General features: G+C 58.3%; 16 protein-coding genes. 3 read left to right on the top strand and 13 right to left on the bottom strand.

Going from position 1 to position 20,144, the window contains the following annotated elements:
• Positions 1-245: 245 nt before the first annotated feature.
• The 6 genes from RX972_RS01075 to RX972_RS01100 form a co-directional block, all read right to left on the bottom strand.
• Positions 246-1,616: a TolC family outer membrane protein gene (locus RX972_RS01075; protein WP_410478177.1), complete on the bottom strand. Its 1,371-nt coding sequence runs from the start codon at positions 1,614-1,616 to the stop codon at positions 246-248.
• Positions 1,613-2,983, bottom strand: a complete 1,371-nt coding sequence (locus RX972_RS01080; protein WP_316872216.1) for an HlyD family type I secretion periplasmic adaptor subunit — start codon at positions 2,981-2,983, stop codon at positions 1,613-1,615. Before RX972_RS01080 ends, RX972_RS01075 begins: the two co-directional genes overlap by 4 nt.
• Positions 2,976-4,697 carry a type I secretion system permease/ATPase gene (locus RX972_RS01085; RefSeq protein WP_027901262.1) on the bottom strand — a complete coding sequence of 574 codons (1,722 nt, stop codon included), beginning with the start codon at positions 4,695-4,697 and terminating at the stop codon, positions 2,976-2,978. Before RX972_RS01085 ends, RX972_RS01080 begins: the two co-directional genes overlap by 8 nt.
• A 454-nt stretch (positions 4,698-5,151) precedes the next feature.
• Positions 5,152-5,805 (bottom strand): oxygen-insensitive NAD(P)H nitroreductase, encoded by a 654-nt coding sequence (gene nfsB / locus RX972_RS01090; protein ID WP_316872217.1) that lies wholly within the window; start codon positions 5,803-5,805, stop codon positions 5,152-5,154.
• Between the two features lie 22 nt (positions 5,806-5,827).
• Complete coding sequence (locus tag RX972_RS01095; protein WP_316872240.1) at positions 5,828-6,961, bottom strand: L-dopachrome tautomerase-related protein; 1,134 nt, start codon at positions 6,959-6,961, stop codon at positions 5,828-5,830.
• A 107-nt stretch (positions 6,962-7,068) separates the two neighbouring features.
• Positions 7,069-8,076 carry a zinc-binding alcohol dehydrogenase family protein gene (locus RX972_RS01100; RefSeq protein ID WP_316872219.1) on the bottom strand — a complete coding sequence of 336 codons (1,008 nt, stop codon included), beginning with the start codon at positions 8,074-8,076 and terminating at the stop codon, positions 7,069-7,071.
• A 106-nt stretch (positions 8,077-8,182) separates the two neighbouring features.
• On the opposite strand from RX972_RS01100, the gene RX972_RS01105 reads away from it, so the two are divergent.
• Together RX972_RS01105 and RX972_RS01110 are read left to right on the top strand one after the other, a co-directional pair.
• Complete coding sequence (locus RX972_RS01105) at positions 8,183-9,088, top strand: LysR family transcriptional regulator (protein ID WP_316872220.1); 906 nt, start codon at positions 8,183-8,185, stop codon at positions 9,086-9,088.
• Positions 9,089-9,309: 221 nt separating this feature from the next.
• Complete coding sequence (locus tag RX972_RS01110; protein WP_122806295.1) at positions 9,310-9,825, top strand: GNAT family N-acetyltransferase; 516 nt, start codon at positions 9,310-9,312, stop codon at positions 9,823-9,825.
• Positions 9,826-9,870: 45 nt separating this feature from the next.
• Here RX972_RS01110 and RX972_RS01115 read toward each other — a convergent pair whose 3' ends face one another.
• The 4 genes from RX972_RS01115 to RX972_RS01130 all read right to left on the bottom strand — a co-directional run bounded on the left by RX972_RS01115 (position 9,871) and on the right by RX972_RS01130 (position 13,012).
• Positions 9,871-10,365: a copper chaperone PCu(A)C gene (locus tag RX972_RS01115; RefSeq protein WP_122708481.1), complete on the bottom strand. Its 495-nt coding sequence runs from the start codon at positions 10,363-10,365 to the stop codon at positions 9,871-9,873.
• The gene (locus RX972_RS01120; protein ID WP_027902096.1) at positions 10,365-10,970 is read right to left on the bottom strand and encodes an SCO family protein; all 606 of its coding nucleotides are present in this window, start codon (positions 10,968-10,970) and stop codon (positions 10,365-10,367) included. Before RX972_RS01120 ends, RX972_RS01115 begins: the two co-directional genes overlap by 1 nt.
• Before the next feature lie 126 nt (positions 10,971-11,096).
• Positions 11,097-12,491 carry a PepSY-associated TM helix domain-containing protein gene (locus RX972_RS01125; protein WP_316872223.1) on the bottom strand — a complete coding sequence of 465 codons (1,395 nt, stop codon included), beginning with the start codon at positions 12,489-12,491 and terminating at the stop codon, positions 11,097-11,099.
• An 89-nt stretch (positions 12,492-12,580) separates the two neighbouring features.
• Positions 12,581-13,012 (bottom strand): DUF2946 domain-containing protein, encoded by a 432-nt coding sequence (locus RX972_RS01130; RefSeq protein WP_316872224.1) that lies wholly within the window; start codon positions 13,010-13,012, stop codon positions 12,581-12,583.
• A gap of 340 nt (positions 13,013-13,352) precedes the next feature.
• On the opposite strand from RX972_RS01130, the gene RX972_RS01135 reads away from it, so the two are divergent.
• Positions 13,353-15,737, top strand: coding sequence for a TonB-dependent siderophore receptor (locus tag RX972_RS01135; RefSeq protein WP_316872225.1), 2,385 nt, complete (start codon positions 13,353-13,355; stop codon positions 15,735-15,737).
• 121 nt (positions 15,738-15,858) lie between these two features.
• On the opposite strand, the gene RX972_RS01140 is transcribed toward RX972_RS01135, so the two are convergent.
• The 3 genes from RX972_RS01140 to RX972_RS01150 all read right to left on the bottom strand — a co-directional run bounded on the left by RX972_RS01140 (position 15,859) and on the right by RX972_RS01150 (position 19,960).
• The gene (locus RX972_RS01140) at positions 15,859-16,242 is read right to left on the bottom strand and encodes an ester cyclase (protein WP_410478178.1); all 384 of its coding nucleotides are present in this window, start codon (positions 16,240-16,242) and stop codon (positions 15,859-15,861) included.
• A 72-nt stretch (positions 16,243-16,314) separates the two neighbouring features.
• Positions 16,315-18,582, bottom strand: a complete 2,268-nt coding sequence (gene katG, locus RX972_RS01145) for a catalase/peroxidase HPI (RefSeq protein ID WP_316872228.1) — start codon at positions 18,580-18,582, stop codon at positions 16,315-16,317.
• 460 nt (positions 18,583-19,042) lie between these two features.
• Positions 19,043-19,960: a LysR family transcriptional regulator gene (locus RX972_RS01150; protein WP_316872229.1), complete on the bottom strand. Its 918-nt coding sequence runs from the start codon at positions 19,958-19,960 to the stop codon at positions 19,043-19,045.
• Positions 19,961-20,144 lie beyond the last annotated feature (184 nt).

Genomic DNA, 20,144 nt, shown 5'->3' on the forward strand with positions numbered 1-20,144 from the left:
ACCAATTGGTCTGTCGCAGCTGCCGAAGGCTGCGAAGGCGTTTTGCCTGACACACCGCCGTTCGCCGCCTTCGGCAGCTCCTACAGATTCCCTTGTCACTGCTCAATGGCGAGTTACTTTCCCTGTGGGAGCCGGGCTTGCCCGCGATAAGGTTTCGGTGATCTGCCTGCCAGACCGCGGTGTCTGTATCGCGGGCAAGCCCGGCTCCCACATGGATCTGAGTCGGCTGGAAGATCGCAGCGGCATTAAAACAACCGCTGCACCTGTTCCAGCACACCGCGATTCATCAGGCCGGTGTGGGTATGCAGGCTTACATAGCTTTGCAGCATGTCGAGCTTGGCGTTGAGCAAATCACGGCGTGCCTGAAACACGCGTTGTTGTGCATCAAGGATATCCACCGTCGAACGAACACCACCCTGAAAACCTTTCTCGGTCGAGGTCAGCGCTTGCTGGCTGGACTCCACCGCACGCTGCATGGCTTTGCTTTTGGCAAACCCGGCAACTACCCCCACGTAATCCGTTTCGATGTCTTCCGCCAGTTGCTGACGCTGCACGTCGTAGTCCGATTGCGCGCCAGCCAGTTGCGCCTCGGCCTTGGCCACCGACGCTCGAACCGAGCCACCGCGATACAACGGGATATCCAGCTGGACACCCACGTAATAAGTGTCCTGACGCGGATCGAGGTCCTGATACTGGCGGGTCTCTCGACGCGTCAATTGAGTGGTCAATGACAGCGTCGGATAATGCCCGGCACGTTGCGTATCAGCCTGCGCCTCGGCCACCCTCATGGCCGCCAGACGCGCTGCAAGCTCCGGGCTGGCGTCCTTGGCAATGGCCGTCCAGTAAGGCAAATCCTGTTCAGCAGGGATCGGGCTGGCGGCGGAAAGTTCTTCGCGCATCGGCTGAATATCATCAATCGGCACGCTCGCGCGGCCAGACAACGCTCGCAGCGCGGCCGTGCGCCGCGCCATGGCTTCTGTCTCCTGCGCTTCAACAAGATCCAGACGAGACTGCGACTCGTAAATGTCGGTAATAGCGCCCTGCCCAGACTTGAACAGTTTTTGGCTTTGCGTGACCAGGCCGCTGATCGCTGCTTTTTGCTGAGCGATCAGCTTGATCTCGTTTTCGGCACGGGCTACATCGAAATACCCCTTGGCAACCCGGTCATAAAGACTCTGATTGGCAAGATCGAACTGCTGCGTCCCCAACACCCCGCGCGCCTTGCCCTCTTGATAAGCCGCCCAGCGCCCTTTGTCATACAGCGGTTGCTGTGCGGCGAGCGTGACGTTGTTGGCCTGGTAATCGTTGCTGTTCACATAGCCGTTATCGCTGCCGCCATCGGTGCGGCCGCCATTGCCATAGCGCGAGGTCAAAGACACCTGAGGAAGGAGACCGCCACGACCGATCGCCTCCTCCTGCTGTGACGCGTCATAAGCATGACCGGCCGATTTCAGCGTCGGATCATTAAGACGTGAGGCATCGTAGGCCTGGGTAAGGCTCAACCCGGCCTCAGCAGCCCATGCAGGATTGAACGCCACACAACCAGTCCAGAGACCAGCACAGAGACCTGCCACTAAAAAGCAACGGGAACGGCGAGAACGCGGGATCATGCTCATTCCTCTTTGAACGCAGCGAGCATCCGTTCGCGCAGGGGCTTCATCAGGTAATTCATCAGCGTGCGCTCTCCGGTCACCACCGTGACATCGGCAAGCATGCCGGGACGCACCAGCAATCCAGCATTTTGCAGCGCGACCACCGTCTCGGCAGGGATCTCGACCTTGGCGGAGAAATACGGCCGACGGGTCTGCTCATCAAGCAACTGATCCGCTGAAACGGTACTCACCACGCCTGTCACAGTGGGCGTATCAACCCGTTGCAGTGCTGTGAAATGCACGTTCACCGGTAAACCAGGTCGCAATTTGTTTGCCATCAACGGTTCGAAACGCGCCGTGATTGCCATCGGCGCATCCAGCGGCACGACCTGCATCAGGCTTTGGCCGGCCTGCGCGACACCGCCCACGGTGTGAATCGTTACGTCCATGATCTGCCCGGAAACCGGCGCGCGAATGGCGCCGCTTTCGACTTCAAACTGCAAGGCACTGATCTGATCGGCAAAGCCTGCTGCCTCGGCGGAAACCTCGCTGAGCTGGGTCTCGGCATCACGACGAAACTCCTGTTGGGTCTGAAGCATCTTGAGTCGGCTTTCATTGATCGCCTGACGCGTTTTGCCAACATCACCCTGCCCGGACGAAATCTGCCCCGCCAGCAACGCGCCGTTGCGCTCAGCTTCGTAGAGCTTGCTGCGCGGCACATACCCTTCACGCGCCAGTTCGCGCAGGCCTTCAAGTTCCTGCTGCTGGAACTGCATCTGCGCATCGAAATTGCGTTTCACGCCTTCGTAACCTCGTAGTTGCTGCTGCAACGACTCGATTTCGTGCTCGATGATTTTCAGGCGGCTGGCCAATTCGGCGCGACGGGTCTCGAACAACTGAGTCTGCAGTGCCATGGCCGACTTGATTCGTGGCTCCTGGGCACGCTCAAGCAATTCAGGCGGCCATTCGATGCTCTGGTTGCCCAGACGCTCAGCGATCAATCGCGCTTCCACCGCACGATCATTGAGCAACTTGCCTTGGGTGACGTCCAGTTGCGACTGCGCGCGCAAGGTATTGAGCTGCACCAGCAATTGACCCTGACTGACGTGATCGCCGTCGCTGACCATCAGTTTCTCAACCACACCGCCAACCAGCGACTGCACCGCTTTGCGCTCACCGGCAACCACCACCGTGCCGCTGCCCACGACGCCTTGATCAAGCGGCGCAAGGCACGCCCACAGAAGAAAACTGCCCAGCGCGACACAGAGAAAAATGACCCCGTAACGCGCAGCGCCGCCCGCGTCGGTACTGGCCTTGGGCGCGGCACCGGGGTTACGCACGCTGACGGGATTGTCGATGCGCACGTTGGCGCCAGGATCAAGATCACGCATCTTTGTTGGCTACCCTGACAGGAGCGGTTTTATCGGCTGGCATCAATGCCTTGAGCACCTGATCCCTTGGACCAAAGGCCTGCTGGGCGCCGTCTCTGAGCAACAGAATGTGATCGACCACGGCCAGAATGCCTGGCCGATGGGTGATCAACACCACGGTACTGCCGGAAGCCTTGAGTGCCTTGACCGCCTGAATCAATGCCAGCTCGCCCGCTTCATCCAGGTTGGAGTTGGGTTCATCGAGGACGATCAATGCCGGGTTGCCATACAGCGCACGGGCCAGGCCCAGACGCTGCTTCTGACCGCCGGACAAGCCGAGCCCGCCCGGGCCCAGTGGTGTGTCGTAGCCTTGGGGAAAACGCAGGATCATGTCGTGAATGCCCGCATGACGGCTGGCCGCGATGATCTTGTCGGCGTCTTGCTCACCAAACCGGGCAATGTTGTCGGCCACGCTACCGGCAAACAGCTCGATGTCCTGAGGCAAGTAGCCCAAGTGAGGGCCTAGGGCGTCGTGAGTCCACTGACTGATTTCTGCGTTATCCAGACGCACCGAACCGCCCAGCACGGGCCAGACGCCGACCATCGCCCTGGCCAGCGTGGACTTGCCGCTGGCGCTGGCGCCAATCACCGCAAGCACGTCGCCTTTATTAAGGGCGAAATTGATCCCGCGCAGGATAGGTTGCGTTGCGCCCGGCGGTCCCGCATACAGTTGCTCCAAACGCACCGCGCCCGTGGGTGGCGGCAATGGCATGCGCAGTCGTTCACGGGGATGCTGAGTCAATAGCTGGCTCAAGCGCTGATAACTCTGGCGCCCTGAGCTGAACTGCTTCCAGGAACCGATAGCGATTTCAACCGGAGCCAGCGCGCGACCGAGCAACAGCGACATGGCGATCATCATGCCCGCCGAAAGCTGGCCCTCAAGCACCAGCAGTGCGCCCAGCCCCAACGCCAGCGACTGCCCGGAAATACGGACGAATTTGGTGGCAGAGGTGATCTGAGCGCTGCGGTCGCTGGCTTGCGACTGAGCGGCGATGATCCGCTGCTGCAACAGACTCCAGCGTTGGCGCAACGGGCCGAGCATGCCCAGCGCCCTGATCACTTCGGCGTTCTGCAACGTGCTGTTGACGTACCCCGCCGAACTCACGCTCACGCGGTTGGCTTCACCCAGACTGGCCCGCGTCGCCAGTTCGCCCCACAGCGCCAGACCGATCAATACGAGGGCGAGCACCAGCGTCAGCAGACCGAACCAGGGGTGAATAACAAACGCCACCAAGAGAAAGATCGGCAGCCACGGAGCATCCAGCAAGGCAATCAAACCCTGCCCGGTGATCAACTGACGAAGGCTGGTCAGATCGCTGAGGACCTGCGCCGGATTGGCGTTGTGCTCTTGCAGGCTGCGGGCAAATGCGGCGTCGAACACGCGCTCGCCCAGCGCCTCATCCAGACCCGCGCTCATACGAATCATCACGTGGCTGCGCACCCACTCGATCATCCCGCTGAACATGAACAACGCCAGCGCGATCAGGGTCAGCATGACCAGAGTGGTTTCGTTCCGGCTGGTAAGCACACGATCGTAAACCTGCATCATGTACAGCGAAGGCACCAGCACTAACAGGTTGATCACCCCACTGAACAGCGCCAACGACCAGAACACCCGGCGGTAGCAGAGCAAAGCGGCATCAATGTCATGACGCGGATCAAGCAGGAAGCGCATAGGGTATCGACCGAAAAGAAGAGTCAGTGTATCGATCGCAATCCATGCGCTCGGGTTTTAGCTGAAAGTAAAACCGGCAGCTCCTATCAAAAAACATAACAATCTGATTGAAATGAGGTTTCTGTAGGAGCGCGCTTGCCCGCGATCGCGTCAGCACAGTCGATATATCCATCAACTGACAGACCGAATCGCGGGCAAGCGCGCTCCTACAGGTCCTGTGTTTGCTACGCGTCAGCGCGGTGCCATTGACACCAGCATTGCGCCTGCAGATTCAATGTTCGCGGCGCCGCGTCAATGTCCCGGCAATCCGCAAGTGATTGACAGCACTTGGCCAGCTTAGTGCCTGTTTGGTGGGCTTTTTTCTGCGGGGATTTGGGATAAGTCGTGCAACACACTGATCGCGAACAGCAGGCCGAGGCAGCTTCAGCCAGGGACCTGCCGTTCACTGTGCGACTTAGAGAAAGGTAAACACCGATTCGGCAGCCAGACGCGACTTAGGCAGCTTGGCGTTGAAGTCGGTTTCGCTGCGATAACCCAGGCTGACGATCACCAGGCTGGTGAAAACCTGAGCGCGCAGACCGAGCTCTTCGTCGAGTTTCTTGAAGTCAAAACCTTCCATTGGCGTGGCATCCAACCCCAGCGAAGCCGCGCCCAGCAGCAAGGTGCCCAGTGCCAGGTAGGTTTGCTTTTCCATCCAGTGCTGCACGTCTTTCTGGTCATAGCGGTGCATATCGACATAGCCGCGACGGGTTTTGTCCTGACCAGCCCTGGCCTCGGCATTCTGAAAGCGACCGTCCAGATCCTCCTGATCCAGCACCGCGTGCAGGTGATCCTCGGTCATCTCGGTGCGGGTGCACAGCACAATGACGTGAGACGCGTTGAGGATTTTCGCTTCGTTATAGGCAAAACCATCCTGCGCACCTTTGGCGATGCGTGCTTTGCCCTGTTCGTCGGCGGCAACCACAAAATGCCAAGGCTGCGAATTCACCGACGACGGGCTAAGGCGCAGTTGGTCCAGCAGCGTATCGATACTGGCCTGAGGGATTTTGCGGGTCGCGTCGTAGGCCTTGGTGGTGTATCGGGTTTTGGCGAGGCTGGCGAGTTCCATGGTGTTCTCCGGTCAAAAATGCTTAGCGAGTCGGCGCTGGCGCTGCGTTGATTTTTACCCGCAACAGGCTGTAAGGCTTCTGGCGCAGGTCTTTACCCCCTTGGAAACCGGCCTGGCGATGCAACTGGTTGGCGGTGAAATACAGATAGCCATCCGGACCTATAGACAAGGTATCCGGCCACAACACCCGAGGATCGTGAACGATGGTTTGCCAAGTGCCATCCGCGAGTCGCTTGCGAATGCCGTTGTGCTCGTAATCAGTGGCATATACCGCTCCGCTCGCGTCCGCTTCCAGGCCATCGGAAGCACCTTTTTCACCGAGATCCTGAACAGCTGCGTCCAATGCCTTCTCGCTGACGCTTGCATCACGCAAGAGCTTGGTCGGTACCGAATACAGATGACGGCTCGACAGCGGACTGAAATACAAAGTCTGGCCATCTGGCGACAGTGCGATGCCATCGGAAGCAACCGCTGGCGCTTTCTTCTTGCCATCAGCGCCCGTGGCCATGACGGCCTGCCCTTCGACGACCGGAATGAACGACGGATCAACCGATGTCGACTTCGCACCGCTCAAACGCCGCGTCGCCTTACCAGTAGCGATGTCCATAACAATGATTGCTCCTGGCCCGCTCACAGAGGAGTCGGTGACATAGACCGTGCCTTCCTTGCCATGGCGAAAATCAAAACGCATGTCGTTGACGTAAGTGCTCGGCAGAATGACGTTGGCCGGGAAGACCAGCGCTTTCACCACCTTGTTACTCGCCAGATCGACCGCCACCAGCTTCGCGCCACCTGGCTTGGGAGCAGCAAAACCGGGAGCAGCCGTGTCGAGCAACCAGACGCGACCCTGCCCGTCAGCCACTACGCTTTGCACACTGATCAGGCCCTTGGCCGGGTCCTGGGGATCTTCCTTGTTGATCTGTGTGTTCGGCCAAGCCTGTACTTTGCCGTCCCGAATTTCCGCGACCGTAAAAGGCACGTCATCGCCCCAACGCGGGAAGTTGACGAAAATACGGCCGGTTTCGCTCACGGTCACGCCCGTGGGCATGGCGTCGTGGAACGCGAAGACTTGCTGCAATTGGCCTATGGACTTGTCGGCCGGTGCGCTTGCTGAAAAATCGGTTGCCGGTGCCGCCAATGCGGTGTGAGCAGTCATGGCCACACCAAGCGCCAAGGCAGAAACAGCAAAAAAGGACTTCTTGAACACGAACATTCTCCCGACTGCCTGCTGGACGCAGGCAGCCACTGACATATTGATAAAAATCAGAAGCCTTCGAGGACGATCTTGCCTTTGGCCTTGCCGCTTTCTACAACGGCGTGAGCACGGCGCAGGTTAGCGGCGTTGATCGTGCCGAAGTGCTCGCCGAGGGTGGTTTTGAGCACGCCTTGATCAATCAGGTCGGCAACGCGATTCAACAGCTCATGCTGCTTGATCATGTCCGGGGTTTCGTAAAGGGAACGGGTGAACATCAGTTCCCAGTGCAACGACAGTGCCTTGCGCTTCATCGGCACCACGTCGAGGGTTTTCGGGTCGTCGATCAGGGCCAGTTTGCCTTGCGGGCGCAGCGCTTCGATCAATTGCGTGAAGTGGCTGTCGGTGTGGGTCAGGCTGGCGACATGAGTCACTTCGCCAACACCAATCTGCTCCAGTTGAGCCACCAACGGCTGGCTGTGATCGATGACATGATGCGCGCCGAGCTGCTTGATCCACGCTTGAGTTTCAGGGCGCGAAGCGGTGCCGATCACGGTCATTTTGGTCAGTTGGCGGGCCAGTTGGACGAGAATCGAACCGACGCCACCCGCTGCACCGATGATCAACAGACTTTCGCCCTCGCCACCGCCCTCTTCCACACCCAGGCGATCAAAGAGCAATTCCCAGGCCGTGATGGACGTCAGAGGCAAAGCGGCTGCGTGGGCGTTATCAATGGATTTGGGCTTGCGGCCGACAATGCGCTCATCCACCAGATGGAATTCGCTGTAGCTACCCGGGCGCACGATTGAACCGGCGTAGAACACTTCATCGCCGGGCTGGAACAGTGTCACGTCACTGCCCACTTCACGCACTGTGCCGACGGCGTCCCAACCGACCACCTTCGGCTCGGTCGGCCCTGAACCGGCGCGGATCTTGGTGTCAACCGGGTTGACCGAAACAGCGTGGACTTCCACCAGCAGGTCACGAGGCCCCGGCGCAGGCTTGGGCAGGTCCATGTCGAGCAGTGCATCTGGATCTTCAATCGGCAGACCGTGTTGGGTAAAGGCGATAGCTTTCATGGGAAATCCTTTGAAAGTGGGTTCAAAAACGTGGAGACATACTCACCTTCTCTGCGACAAAGAAAAACCCCTAAAATGCGCCAACACTTTCACAGCTGGAGTGAAGATGATCCGCATTGATGACCTTGCCTTGTTCGTCCGCACGGCAGCGCTGGGCAGCTTCTCCAACGCAGCACGAGAAGTCGATCTGCTGCCGGGGCAAGTGGCGGCGGCAATCAAACGTCTGGAACGCGAGCTGGATGTGCGCCTGTTCGCGCGCTCTACCCGCAGCCTGCGCCTGACCGTTGAGGGCGAGCAATATTTGCCCAATGCGCAAACCGTGCTCGATACGCTTAAAGAGGGTCGCGAAAAACTCCGCCGCGAAAGCGCTGAATTGCGCGGTGTGCTGCAAGTGGCGGCACCTTCGGACCTGGGGCGTAACATGCTGCTGCCATGGCTGTCCGGGTTTCGGCGCGAGCATCCTGGCCTGTCGATGCGCTTGTTCTTATCCGATCAGGTGGCAGACATGTTCCGCGACCCGGTGGACGTTGCGATCCGCTATGGCTTGCTTGAAGACGCCCATTACATTGCCCTGCCGCTGGCATCGTGGAATCGACGGGTGCTGGTGGCCTCGCCTGACTACCTGCAAAAGCACGGACGGCCACAGACGCCGGATGACCTCTTGCGTCATGACTGCCTGCTCTACACCCTGGGCGGACGGAGCTATGACAAATGGCGAGTGGGCGCTCGGGTGATATCTGTTTCGGGCCCGCTGTTCTGTGATGACGCCGACGTGGCGCGGCGCTGGGCGGTTTCGGGGGAAGGGATTACCTATAAATCGTGGCTGGACGTCAGTGAAGATATCAAGGCCGGACGGCTGGAGATTTTGCTGCAGGACTATCCTGGTGAACCTGTACCTTTGAATCTGGTATGCCCGCACCGCAAACAGTTTTCCCCGGCGATTCAGCAATTGCATTCGTTATTGAAGGGGAAGTTTGCGGAGCTTGAGCAGGAGTTGCCTGGTTTGATTTGAGGTAATAGAAATCAAAGCCGGACGCAGGACCTGTAGGAGTGAGCTTGCTCGCGATTCAGTTTTTTGGCCGACGAATATATCGTCTGAACTGACGCCATCGCGAGCAAGCTCACTCCTACAGGAACCTCATTTCAAATCAGATTGTTATGTGTTGGCCCCTACCGGGAATGCGTTTCAAAGCCATAATCATTGATGAGCACAGCTGAAAACTGGACCCACCCATGCAAAGAACCACCGAACGACTGCTACTCAGACCACCCCGCCCCTATGACCTTGCTGCAATGTTCGCCATCTACAGCGATCCAGCCACCAATGTGTTCAATCCCAATGGCCCGATGAAAGAGCTGGCGCAGGCGCAGATATTTTTGAATGCCTGGATGCGTCACTGGCAGGAACAGGGTTACGGCTGGTGGGCGGTGGCGACTCGGGAAGCGCCGGATGAAATCATCGGTTTCGGCGGCGTGGCGTTGATGAAGTATCTCGACGTAGAGCGGGTCAACCTGGGGTATCGCTTCGGTGTACCGGCATGGGGCAAGGGTTATGCGACGGAGCTGGCCAGCGCGACGCTGGACTATGCGTTCAACGAACAGAAACTAACCAAGGTATACGGGCTGGTCAGGCCGACGCATCAGGCCTCGATTCGGGTGCTGGAAAAGATCGGCATGAACCGTGTTGATGTGCTGGACGATGTGCCGGGGCAAGCGCCCAGCCTGGTGTTTCTGGCGAACCGGAGCTGATGTCGCGGCAAGCCTGGATGGAGCTTGCCGACGACAGTCAACGCATCAGTGCATCTTGCTGTGATCATGCATCGCGCCATGATCCGGCGCATTCAAGGCACGGGCAGTGGCTTCAACAGCAATGGACTGTTTGACACCTTTGCCATCCTCGACGATCAGGGTCAGCGGGACTTTATCGCCCTCTTTCACCTGAGCCGTCAGATTGATCAGCATGATGTGATAACTGCTCGGGTCCAGTACCACTGGCTGGCCCGCAGGCAAGGCAACCGAAGTCACTTCATGCATGCTCATCACATCATCTTTCATGCTCGATTGATGAATCTGCACGAGCTTCGCCACGGGTGACTGAGCCTCCAGTAACTTGCTGTCGGCACTGGCCTTCAACGTCAGAAATGCACCCGTGGACGCCTGCCCCGGCACCGTTGCACGGACCCATGCGTCTTCAACAACCGTTTGCGCTGAAGCCTGAGCGGCGAGGCCAAGTAGCGAGAGCCCCAGCAATGCTTGCTTGAGAAATGTTTTCGGGCGTTCAAGGTTCATCAGCAGACCTCCATGACAGTCAGCAGATCTTCTGTGCACTGTTGGGCAGAAAGGGAATGAGACAGGCCGAGGCGCAGCACGCCGCGGGTGTCGAAGACGTAACTGGTGGCGGTGTGGGACATGGTGTACGTGTCACCGCTCGGGATTTTCTCGTAGAACACGCCAAACTCTTTGGCCGTGGCGGCGGTTTCTTCGAGGGTGCCGTACAACGCCACAAAGCTCGGATCGAACGCTTTGACGTAAGCATCAAGCATTTGCGGCTTGTCGCGCTCCGGGTCCACGGTGATGAAGATCACCTGGAGCGTATCGCCATCCGGACCCATCAACTTCTTGATCTGCGCCGCACGCGCCAGCGCTGTCGGGCAAACCGCCGGGCATTGGGTGAAGCCGAAAAACACCATCGGCATGGTGCCGCGAAAGCTCGACAGGGTTTTCACGTTGCCCTGGGGGTCCTTCAGTTTGAAGGTCCGGCCGAGAATTTTGTCGCTCAAATCCTTGCCGTACTTGAACGACAACTTGTTGGAATCACCGCAACCGGCAAGCGCGCCCAGACTCAGCACGCTCAAGCCGCCTATAAGCTGACGGCGGGTCAGTAATGTGTTCATGTGTGGCCTCTTGAAAAACAACGGAGCGAACCAACTGCCCCGTCGTTCAAATTCTCTGTGCTGCTAAAGCCGCGTAGGTTACCTGTGACATTTCCTACAGTCGCTGTAGTAATGTCAGAAAATGCTTCATGGCCTTTCTACATGGCCCTGACTGCGCACAAAGGCGACAGACGGCGCGCGGTACGTGACGATGAGGTCGCAGATCACCAGCGCCAGCAGGCTCCAGCCCAACACCGGCAAGCAAATGCCAAGTCCCACTGCCGCGAGCAGCCATGCGGCTTTGGCAACAAGGCCTGACTGACGCCACGCATCCACAACGGTCGGCTGCCGCCCGAGGGTCGGTCTGCGGCGCCACCACATCAGGTAACCGATGATCACCATCATCACCAGTCCGGTGGCAAAAAACACCAGAATCAACTGATTGGCCAGCCCGAACAGCACGCCCATGTGCGCGTCGATGCCCCAGCGGGTGAGCTTGGCAGGCAACGTGTATTGGGAAAACTCAACCTGATCGACCACCTTCAGGGTGTCCGGATTGATTGAGACTGCATCAACCTGGGTCGGCCAGCTGCGATCAATCTCGGCGACTACCCAGGCTTTATCCGGCTTGCTCGACGGGCGGATTTCTACCTTGGCCGCTTCGATATGGGCGCTGCGAGCAGTCGCCAGAACGCTGTCGAACAGTGCAGGATTCAGCACGCTGTTCGAGGCAGCAGGTGCCATGTGCATGTGATGTTCGGCGTGCTCGTCCATCGGTACGTTCATGTTCATTGCGCTGTCGGCCGGTTTCGTCAGCGTCGTCGCAACGCTGGGCGTTGACCAGCCGTAGTAAGCGCGCAGCACACCAATGTTGCCGCCTGCGTATTGTGACCAGGTCAAACCGGTCGCCGAGAAAAACAACAAGCCCAACATCAACCACAGCCCGGCGCTGGCATGCCAGCTGCGCAAACCACTGCGTAGCGTCCTGGCACGTTTGCGGCGCACTGCCCACAACACAATGCCCCCCGCTGCTGCGACCCACAGCCAGGAAGCGGCCAGTTCGCTGTAGATGCGACCGACGTCACCCAACAACAGGCTGCGGTGAAACTGATCGATCCAGGTCCGCAGCGGCAATATTCCGCTGGTGCCGTAGACCTTCATGTCGCCGCGAATCTCTCCGCTGACCGGATCGACAAACAGCGCACGGTGCTCCGATTCGCCTAACCCCGGAACGTTGAACATCACGCGGGTGGTATCGCCCTGATTGGGCGCTGGACGAACGGCGGCGACCGTCGGCCCGGAACCGGCGGCCTCCTGAGCCAGACGCACCTGGGCTTCGAGACTCAAGGCCGGGCCTTGGGTTTCGGTGTGCAGGGCATGGGCGTAGAGGTTTTTTTCGATCTGCGGCGTCAGGGCATAAATAACCCCGCTGAGTGCCGCGACCAGAATGAACGGCCCGATAAACAGGCCGATGTAAAAGTGCAGCCGTTTCGTCAGCGCGACAAACGCACTCGACGACGAGTGTGCAGGTAAAGCAGACATAGGGCTCACCAACGGCTAAACGCGCCCGACCGGGACGATCCCGGCGAGGCAAAAAATCGATATTGGTTTTTAACGGGGAGTGGGTGCCGTCAGGGAGCCTGCGGGTTGAGCCCGGGGAAACACTGGCGCGACGTACGGCCCGGCCAGAGCGAAGGGAAGATGAAACGAGGACTGCGGGTACGGTTCAACCAGCTCAGGGCGACGAAGAAAATCATCGCCAGGGTCAACGTCCCGGCAAAAGAACAGTCGCCAAACAGCGATTGCAGGCTGCCCGGCGTCGCCATGGTTTTGCTGGCGCTGTCCATCGGCATCGGCATCGACATGCCCATCGACATCTCGTGATGCGCATCGCTCATGGAAGCGCTGCCGTGATGCTCATGATGGGAAGGCACCGCTGCGGGCTCCCCGGAAAACGCCCCCATCATCTGGCCATGACTCATGGCGCAGGCGAGCCCATTGAACAGGATGAAGGCGTACAGCATCCAGGCAATGGGCGAGCGATGGGTTCGGAAGAAATTCATGGCGGCTAATTTAGCATTTCAGCCGGGGGCAGGACAGGACGCAGGTCAATGGTTGATCGCTCCAACAGTTTTTGATCGCCTCAGATACATCACCGACTAGAAAGGGATCTGCATGAGCATTCGCTGAACCATCGTCAAATCGCAAAGGCGTACGAGCAAATCTTTTCTAAAAAAATAATGACTGATAACGATTTGTATTTACTGTCGTATTCACACCTTGTTAGGATCGCGTCATCTTGCGCTCCAAGTAAGTCCGGCACTGTCTTGAACTTTTGTTTCAAAACATCGTGTCAGGCGATAACGCGCGCTTATTAATCTCGACTTTCGTAAGGATTACAGAATGTCACGTCCCGCCTTATCTGCCTTGACCATCGCACTGGCGCTTGGTTTTTCCGCCAGCGCTTTCGCGGCGCCGGTTCGTCTGGATATTCCGGCTCAACCCTTGGCGACTTCCCTGACCCAACTGGGCAAAACAAGCGGCATGACCGTGACATTCGACCCACAGCAGGTCGCGGGCAAACAAGCGCCAACAGTGAGCGGCAACCTGGAACCCGCCCAGGCTCTGCAGCGTTTGCTGGTCGGCAGCGGCCTGACCGCTAGCGTCGAAGGCAATTCGGCACGCGTGATCCAGCCACAGCCAACACAAGGCGCGATTGCGCTGGACGGCGTGAACATCAATGCTGATTACGGCCTTGCGGGCGTGGCAACTACTGAAGGCACTAACTCGTACACCACGGGTTCAATGAGCACCGCGACCAAGTTGCCGTTGTCGATTCGTGAAACGCCGCAGTCGGTGAGTGTTATCACGCGTCAGCGGATTGAAGATCAGGGCATGAATGACGTGAATGACGTCGTTAAATATGCGCCTGGTGTGACGTTGCGCAAGTTCGGTCAGGACCGTCAGCAGTTTCTGGCTCGTGGTTTTACGATTGATAACCTGATGTATGACGGGTTGCCGACCATCCTCAGCACCTTCACTCAGGACACATTGGCTGAAGCGGATCTTGCCCTCTACGACCGCGTGGAAGTCGTGCGCGGTGCTACAGGCCTGATGACGGGTTCTGGCAGCCCGTCCGCAACCCTGAACCTTGTACGCAAACGCCCTACAGCAACACCACAAGTCAGCATCACTACTAGCGCTGGCAGCTGGGACCGCTACCGTACCGAAGTCGATGCATCCAACAAGCTCAACGATTCCGGCACAGTCCGAGGTCGCGTTGTAGCTGCATATCAAGACGAAAAGAGCTTTGTCGACGAACGCAACAAACAGCGCCAGACCTTCTACGGCATCCTTGAGGCCGACCTGAACGATGCGACCACCTGGACCATTGGTGCGTCGAAACAAAAAGATGACGCGACTTCAGATTGGGGCAGCCTGCCCTCAGGCCGTAATGGCGAGAATCTTGGGTTCTCGCGTTCGACGTTCCTGAGTGGCGACTGGGCCTACTGGAATCGGGACAACGTCAGTGTATTCACTGACCTTACACATCGCTTTGACAACGGTTGGAACGCCAAGCTGGCAGCGTCCAAAATCTGGGCAGAATCAGACACCTTTTCCAACTACCTGTCGTTCCCTTTCCCGGATCCTGGCGTAGGATATGAACAGGGCGCTGGTCAATATGACACCAAAGACACACAAACCAATTTGGACGGTTCTTTCTCAGGCCCATTCACCCTGTTCGGGCGTGAACATGATCTGAGCGTTGGCGTCAGCCATCGTCAGGAAAAATTCGATCAGCGTGGTGGCTTTTGGGCTGGTTACGCAGTCGACCCCTTTAACATCAACCCAGGCACTGTGCCTAAGCCAACGGCAGATACACGAACTGCCTATGCGAGCAAAAACGTCGCAACTGAAAATGCGGCTTATGCAGTAGCCCGCTTTAACCCTATCGACCCACTGCATGTGATCGTCGGTAGCCGGTTGAGCTGGTATGACTACGACAACCAAAGCGGCACAGGCGACTACAAGGTCACTCAGGAGGTTACACCGTACGCGGGCGTCATCTACGACCTGAACGATACTTACTCGGTCTATGCCAGCTACACCGAAATTTTCAAGCCGCAGAGCGAACAGAACATTGCTGGCTCAGCATTGAAACCGATGACAGGCGAAAGCTATGAAATCGGTCTGAAGGGCGAATATTTCGATGGAGCGCTGAACGCGTCGGTGGCGTTGTTCGACATGACGCAGGAAAACCGTGCATATGCGATCACCCCTCAACCAGCCAGTTGCACTCAACAAAGTCGTACTTGTAACCAAGCGGCAGGCGAAGTTCGCAGTCGCGGTATCGATACGGAAATTAGCGGCGCGATTACCCCGAACTGGCAAGTCTCTGCAGCCTACACTTACCTGCTGAGCCAGTACGTAAAGGATGCGGACAACGAAGGCAGACGGTTTGGTCCAGATCAGCCAAAGCAACTGTTCAAAGCCGCGACCAGCTACAACCTGGAAGGTGACCTCAACAAATGGCGTGTCGGTGCTGACGTTCTTGCCCAGAGCGACACCTTTAACAGGGTGGGTACCGCCAACGGCCACGCCACTCAGGACGCTTACTCGGTCGTGGGCCTGATGGCAGGCTACAAATTCGACGAGCACTGGGACGGTCGAGTCAACTTCAACAACGTGTTCGATACCAAATACTGGCAGGGCATTCCGACTGGCTCGGGCAGCGGCGTTTATGGCGACCCACGTAATCTGATGTTCTCGGTGAAGTGGACGCTCTGATTCAGACAGACAACACATTCCGGTAGGAGACAACTTGTTGGCGAGGCGGTGTGTCAGGCACAACGCTTCGCGAACAAGTTCGCTCCTACCGATAATGCCTCTGCCTGTTGGAGCGCTTGTATCAAAGCTGCACTTCAACTGCTGCCTTATCAATCACCGACCACACCTCAACGATCCTCCCCTCTTTAAACCGGTAAAACACGTTTTCGCTGAACTGCACTTTCCGGCCATTGACCGGCAAGCCCATAAAGTCCCCAATCGGGGTGCAGTCGAAGTCCAGGCGGGCGGCGATGTGTTCGGGGTCGGCGATTAAAAATCGTATGTTGAAATGCAGGTCCGGAATCTGCCGGTAGTCTCGTTCGAGCATTTCGCGGTAGCCAGTCAGGCCCACGCGCTGGTCGTTGTAGTGCACGTTTTCATCAACAAACTGGCCCAGCGCAGGCCAGTCCTGATGGTTCAAGCAGGCGATGTAGCCTCGGTAGACGTCACGCAGGTCGCAGCTCATCAAACACCTCCGGCAATAAAAAAGCCCCGACCTGACGACTCAGACCGGGGCTTTCGGGTTCAAGCATTTACATCAGGCAAGGTCAAAGCGATCAAGGTTCATCACTTTGGTCCAGGCCGCGACGAAGTCGCTGACGAACTTCTCTTGCGCGTCGCCCGCGGCATATACCTCAGCCAGCGCACGCAACTGGGCGTGGGAACCGAACACCAGATCGACGCGAGTACCGGTCCATTTCACAGCACCGGTCTTGCGGTCACGGCCTTCGAACTCGTCCTTGGCGTCAGACACGGCGCGCCACTCGGTGCTCATGTCCAGCAGGTTGATGAAGAAGTCGTTGGTCAGTGTTTCCGGACGCTGAGTGAACACGCCATGTCGGGTTTGGCCGACGTTGGTGTTCAGCACGCGCAGGCCGCCTACCAGCACGGTCATTTCCGGCGCAGTCAGGTTCAGCAGTTGGGCCTTATCGACCAGCAATGCTTCAGCCGACGAACCAAAACGGCCCTTCTGGAAGTTACGGAAGCCATCAGCAACAGGCTCCAGGAAACCGAACGATTCAACATCCGTCTGTTCTTGCGAAGCGTCGGCACGACCCGGCGCGAAAGGAACGGTGACGGCATGACCGGCGTTTTTCGCCGCTTGCTCAACACCCGCAGAACCGGCCAGCACGATCAGGTCAGCGAGGGAGATTTTCTTGCCGCCTGCCTGTGCACCGTTGAATTCGCTCTGGATGCTTTCCAGTTTTGCCAGCACATGCGCCAGTTGTTCCGGCTGGTTGGCTTGCCAGAATTTCTGTGGCGCGAGACGCAGACGCCCGCCGTTGGCACCGCCGCGTTTGTCGGAGCCACGGAAGCTGGACGCTGCCGCCCACGCAGTGGAAACCAGCTGCGAAACAGACAAGCCCGAAGCCAGAACTTTAGCCTTCAGTGCAGCCACGTCGTTTTCGTCGACCAAAGGGTGATCGACGTCTGGAATCGGGTCTTGCCACAGCAGTTCTTCTGCTGGCATTTCCGGACCGAGATAACGGGACAGCGGCCCCATGTCACGGTGGGTCAGTTTGAACCAGGCGCGGGCAAAGGCGTCGGTCAACTGGTCCGGATTGGCGAGGAAGCGACGGGAAATCACTTCGTAAGCCGGGTCAAAACGCAGCGCCAGGTCAGAGGTCAACATGGTCGGTGTGTGGCGCTTGGACGGATCATGGGCATCGGGAATCAGACCGGCACCAGCGCCGTCTTTTGGACGCCATTGATGAGCACCCGCCGGGCTCTTGAACAGTTCCCACTCGAAACCGAACAGGTTTTCCAGGTAGTTGTTGCTCCACTGGGTCGGCGTGGTGGTCCACGTCACTTCCAGGCCGCTGGTAATGGTGTCGCCGCCTTTACCGCTGCCGAACGTGCTTTTCCAGCCCAGACCTTGTTGCTCGATGTCTGCCGCTTCGGGTTCTGCACCGACGTTATCAGCCGGGCCAGCACCGTGGGTTTTACCGAAGGCATGACCGCCCGCGATCAGGGCCACGGTTTCTTCGTCGTTCATCGCCATGCGACCGAAGGTTTCGCGGATATCTTTGGCCGAGGCCACCGGGTCCGGGTTGCCTTCCGGGCCCTCCGGGTTCACATAGATCAGGCCCATTTGCACGGCGGCCAACGGGTTTTCCAGGTCACGGCCTGGCGCGTCGTTGCGGCTTTCTTCGGTGCCGTGCTTGCCTGCATCGGCCACCAGCACGCCTTCGCCTTCAGGCTGCTCTTCCTTGCCGTAGCGGGTGTCGCCGCCCAGCCAGGTTTTCTCAGAGCCCCAGTAAACCGCTTCTTCCGGCTCCCAGACGTCAGCACGCCCACCGGAGAAACCGAACGGTTTGAAGCCCATGGTCTCCAGCGCGACGTTACCGGTGAGGATGATGAGGTCGGCCCAGGAAATCTTGCGGCCGTACTTCTGTTTGATCGGCCAGATCAGGCGGCGCGCTTTGTCGAGGCTGACGTTGTCCGGCCAGCTGTTGAGCGGCGCAAAGCGTTGTTGCCCCGCGCCCGCACCGCCACGACCGTCAGCGGTACGGTAGGTCCCGGCACTGTGCCAGGCCATACGGATGAACAGCGGACCGTAGTGACCAAAGTCGGCTGGCCACCAGTCCTGGGAGTCAGTCATCAGCGCGCGAAGGTCTTGCTTTACCGCTTCCAGATCAAGGCTTTTGAATGCAGCGGCGTAGTCGAAGTTTTCGCCCATCGGGTCGGACAGCGATGAGTGCTGATGCAGGATCTTCAGATTGAGTTGGTTCGGCCACCAGTCGCGGTTGGTTGTACCGCCACCTGCAGCAGCGTGATTAAAGGGGCATTTCGATTCAGTCGACATGTTTTATTTACCTTTGGTCGAGTTCATGCGCTGCCTGGCCCGGTCCGGACTTCAGACAGCGATGTGGTTCATCACGGCACAACATGCGTGGCCAGCGCGGGATCAGCATCTCTCTGTCGCCACACGGAAACTTAATTAAACGGCGACTGGCTCACCAGCGCCAGAACAAGCCTAGACGCCCTTTGAGAAGAGAGCTAATTAGCTAAGTCTTGGGTAGCGATAGACATACTCTGTCAATCGATAGATAAAACTTGAAGGTATGGGCTTTTTTGAGCGTTTCTCTGTGGGAGATTCTATTTTGGCCTGCTCGCTCTATGGTCGATGGCACTCTCTGCTGGAGCGTTGCTTGGCCCCGAATCAGTCGATGAGGTATTCAAGTGCACCGCGTCATCGTTCTTCGCGAGCAAGCTCGGCTCCTACAGTTGATCGCTAAGTCTGTGGGAGCATTTCAATTCGCTGGCTAACTTGCACCCTGCGGAAAGCGCAGCGGGTCAGAAAAACTGGCCAGCAGATGGTCGTAAATCAGGCGAACGCGCGGAGCGACGGGGCCGCGTTGAGGGCGATAGACGAACAGCTCCCATGGCGGCGGCGCGATCTGCGGCACGACTTCGACCAGCCTGCCCTCTCGCAAATGGGGCTCGGCCAGATAGCGGGGCATTTGCGCGTAAGTCAGCCCGGCCAGAACGATTTCCAGCTCGGCTTCGGGGTCGTCACAGGTGAAGGCGGCCGATTGCGGCATAAACGTCTGGCCATCGGCGAACACCCAGGGCCATGGCCGCCCGGTTTTACGGTCGATCAACACGGACAACGGGCGCTGCTTGAGCTCTTCCAGTGTGGATGGCCGCCCGGTGGAAGCCACCAGTTGCGGCGTGGCCACTACATGAAACGGAACGGTACCGGCTGCTCTGGCGATATAGCGGCGGTCGCGGATGTAGCCAACCCGGATGCCGATATCGACCTGAGCTTCAACAGCATCGGTCACTTCATCGTCGAAGCGCACGTCGATGCGCAACTCCGGATGTTTGCTCATCAGGGGTTTGAGGAATTTCAGCAGGAACAATCGGCCGATGGCGTATGGCGCGGTGATACCGACCCGCCCCGCCAGACCATCGCTCTCGACGCCGGTGTGACGGGCAAAGAGTTGATCAAAGCCGCTCAGGGTTTCCCGTGCCTGCCGTGCCAGGTCTTCGCCGAACGCAGTGATGTGGATCTGCCGGGTGCTGCGGTGAAAGAGCATTTCGCCGAGGGTGTTTTCCAGCTCTTTGATTGCTCGGGTCACGCTCTGCGGCGATGTGCCCAGACGGCTAGCGGCCTCGCGGAAGGTCTCGGATTCAGCGGCGGCACAGAAGATTCTCAGCATTTCGACGCGGTTGAGCATGGGAACTCCTGGTACATGGGGATGCTAAACCTGGAGCGCGCTTGCCCGCGAACGCGTCAGCACAGGCGATCTATCCATCAACTGACAGACCGAAATCGCGGGCAAGCGCGCTCCTACAGTCCAATGTTGTGTCTCGACAGCGTGCCGTCAGGAACAGCGGAGCGGCTTCTACGGGCAAAGTAAT

Source organism: Pseudomonas syringae group sp. J309-1, assembly GCF_032582135.1.
Lineage (GTDB): Bacteria > Pseudomonadota > Gammaproteobacteria > Pseudomonadales > Pseudomonadaceae > Aquipseudomonas > Aquipseudomonas quasicaspiana.

Coding starts and splice junctions, on each gene's coding strand:
- RX972_RS01075 (WP_410478177.1), bottom strand. CDS start 1,616: ATGAGCATGATCCCGCGTTCTCGCCGTTCCCGTTGCTTTTTAGTGGCA.
- RX972_RS01080 (WP_316872216.1), bottom strand. CDS start 2,983: ATGCGTGATCTTGATCCTGGCGCCAACGTGCGCATCGACAATCCCGTC.
- RX972_RS01085 (WP_027901262.1), bottom strand. CDS start 4,697: ATGCGCTTCCTGCTTGATCCGCGTCATGACATTGATGCCGCTTTGCTC.
- nfsB (WP_316872217.1), bottom strand. CDS start 5,805: ATGGAACTCGCCAGCCTCGCCAAAACCCGATACACCACCAAGGCCTAC.
- RX972_RS01095 (WP_316872240.1), bottom strand. CDS start 6,961: ATGACTGCTCACACCGCATTGGCGGCACCGGCAACCGATTTTTCAGCA.
- RX972_RS01100 (WP_316872219.1), bottom strand. CDS start 8,076: ATGAAAGCTATCGCCTTTACCCAACACGGTCTGCCGATTGAAGATCCA.
- RX972_RS01105 (WP_316872220.1), top strand. CDS start 8,183: ATGATCCGCATTGATGACCTTGCCTTGTTCGTCCGCACGGCAGCGCTG.
- RX972_RS01110 (WP_122806295.1), top strand. CDS start 9,310: ATGCAAAGAACCACCGAACGACTGCTACTCAGACCACCCCGCCCCTAT.
- RX972_RS01115 (WP_122708481.1), bottom strand. CDS start 10,365: ATGAACCTTGAACGCCCGAAAACATTTCTCAAGCAAGCATTGCTGGGG.
- RX972_RS01120 (WP_027902096.1), bottom strand. CDS start 10,970: ATGAACACATTACTGACCCGCCGTCAGCTTATAGGCGGCTTGAGCGTG.
- RX972_RS01125 (WP_316872223.1), bottom strand. CDS start 12,491: ATGTCTGCTTTACCTGCACACTCGTCGTCGAGTGCGTTTGTCGCGCTG.
- RX972_RS01130 (WP_316872224.1), bottom strand. CDS start 13,012: ATGAATTTCTTCCGAACCCATCGCTCGCCCATTGCCTGGATGCTGTAC.
- RX972_RS01135 (WP_316872225.1), top strand. CDS start 13,353: ATGTCACGTCCCGCCTTATCTGCCTTGACCATCGCACTGGCGCTTGGT.
- RX972_RS01140 (WP_410478178.1), bottom strand. CDS start 16,242: ATGAGCTGCGACCTGCGTGACGTCTACCGAGGCTACATCGCCTGCTTG.
- katG (WP_316872228.1), bottom strand. CDS start 18,582: ATGTCGACTGAATCGAAATGCCCCTTTAATCACGCTGCTGCAGGTGGC.
- RX972_RS01150 (WP_316872229.1), bottom strand. CDS start 19,960: ATGCTCAACCGCGTCGAAATGCTGAGAATCTTCTGTGCCGCCGCTGAA.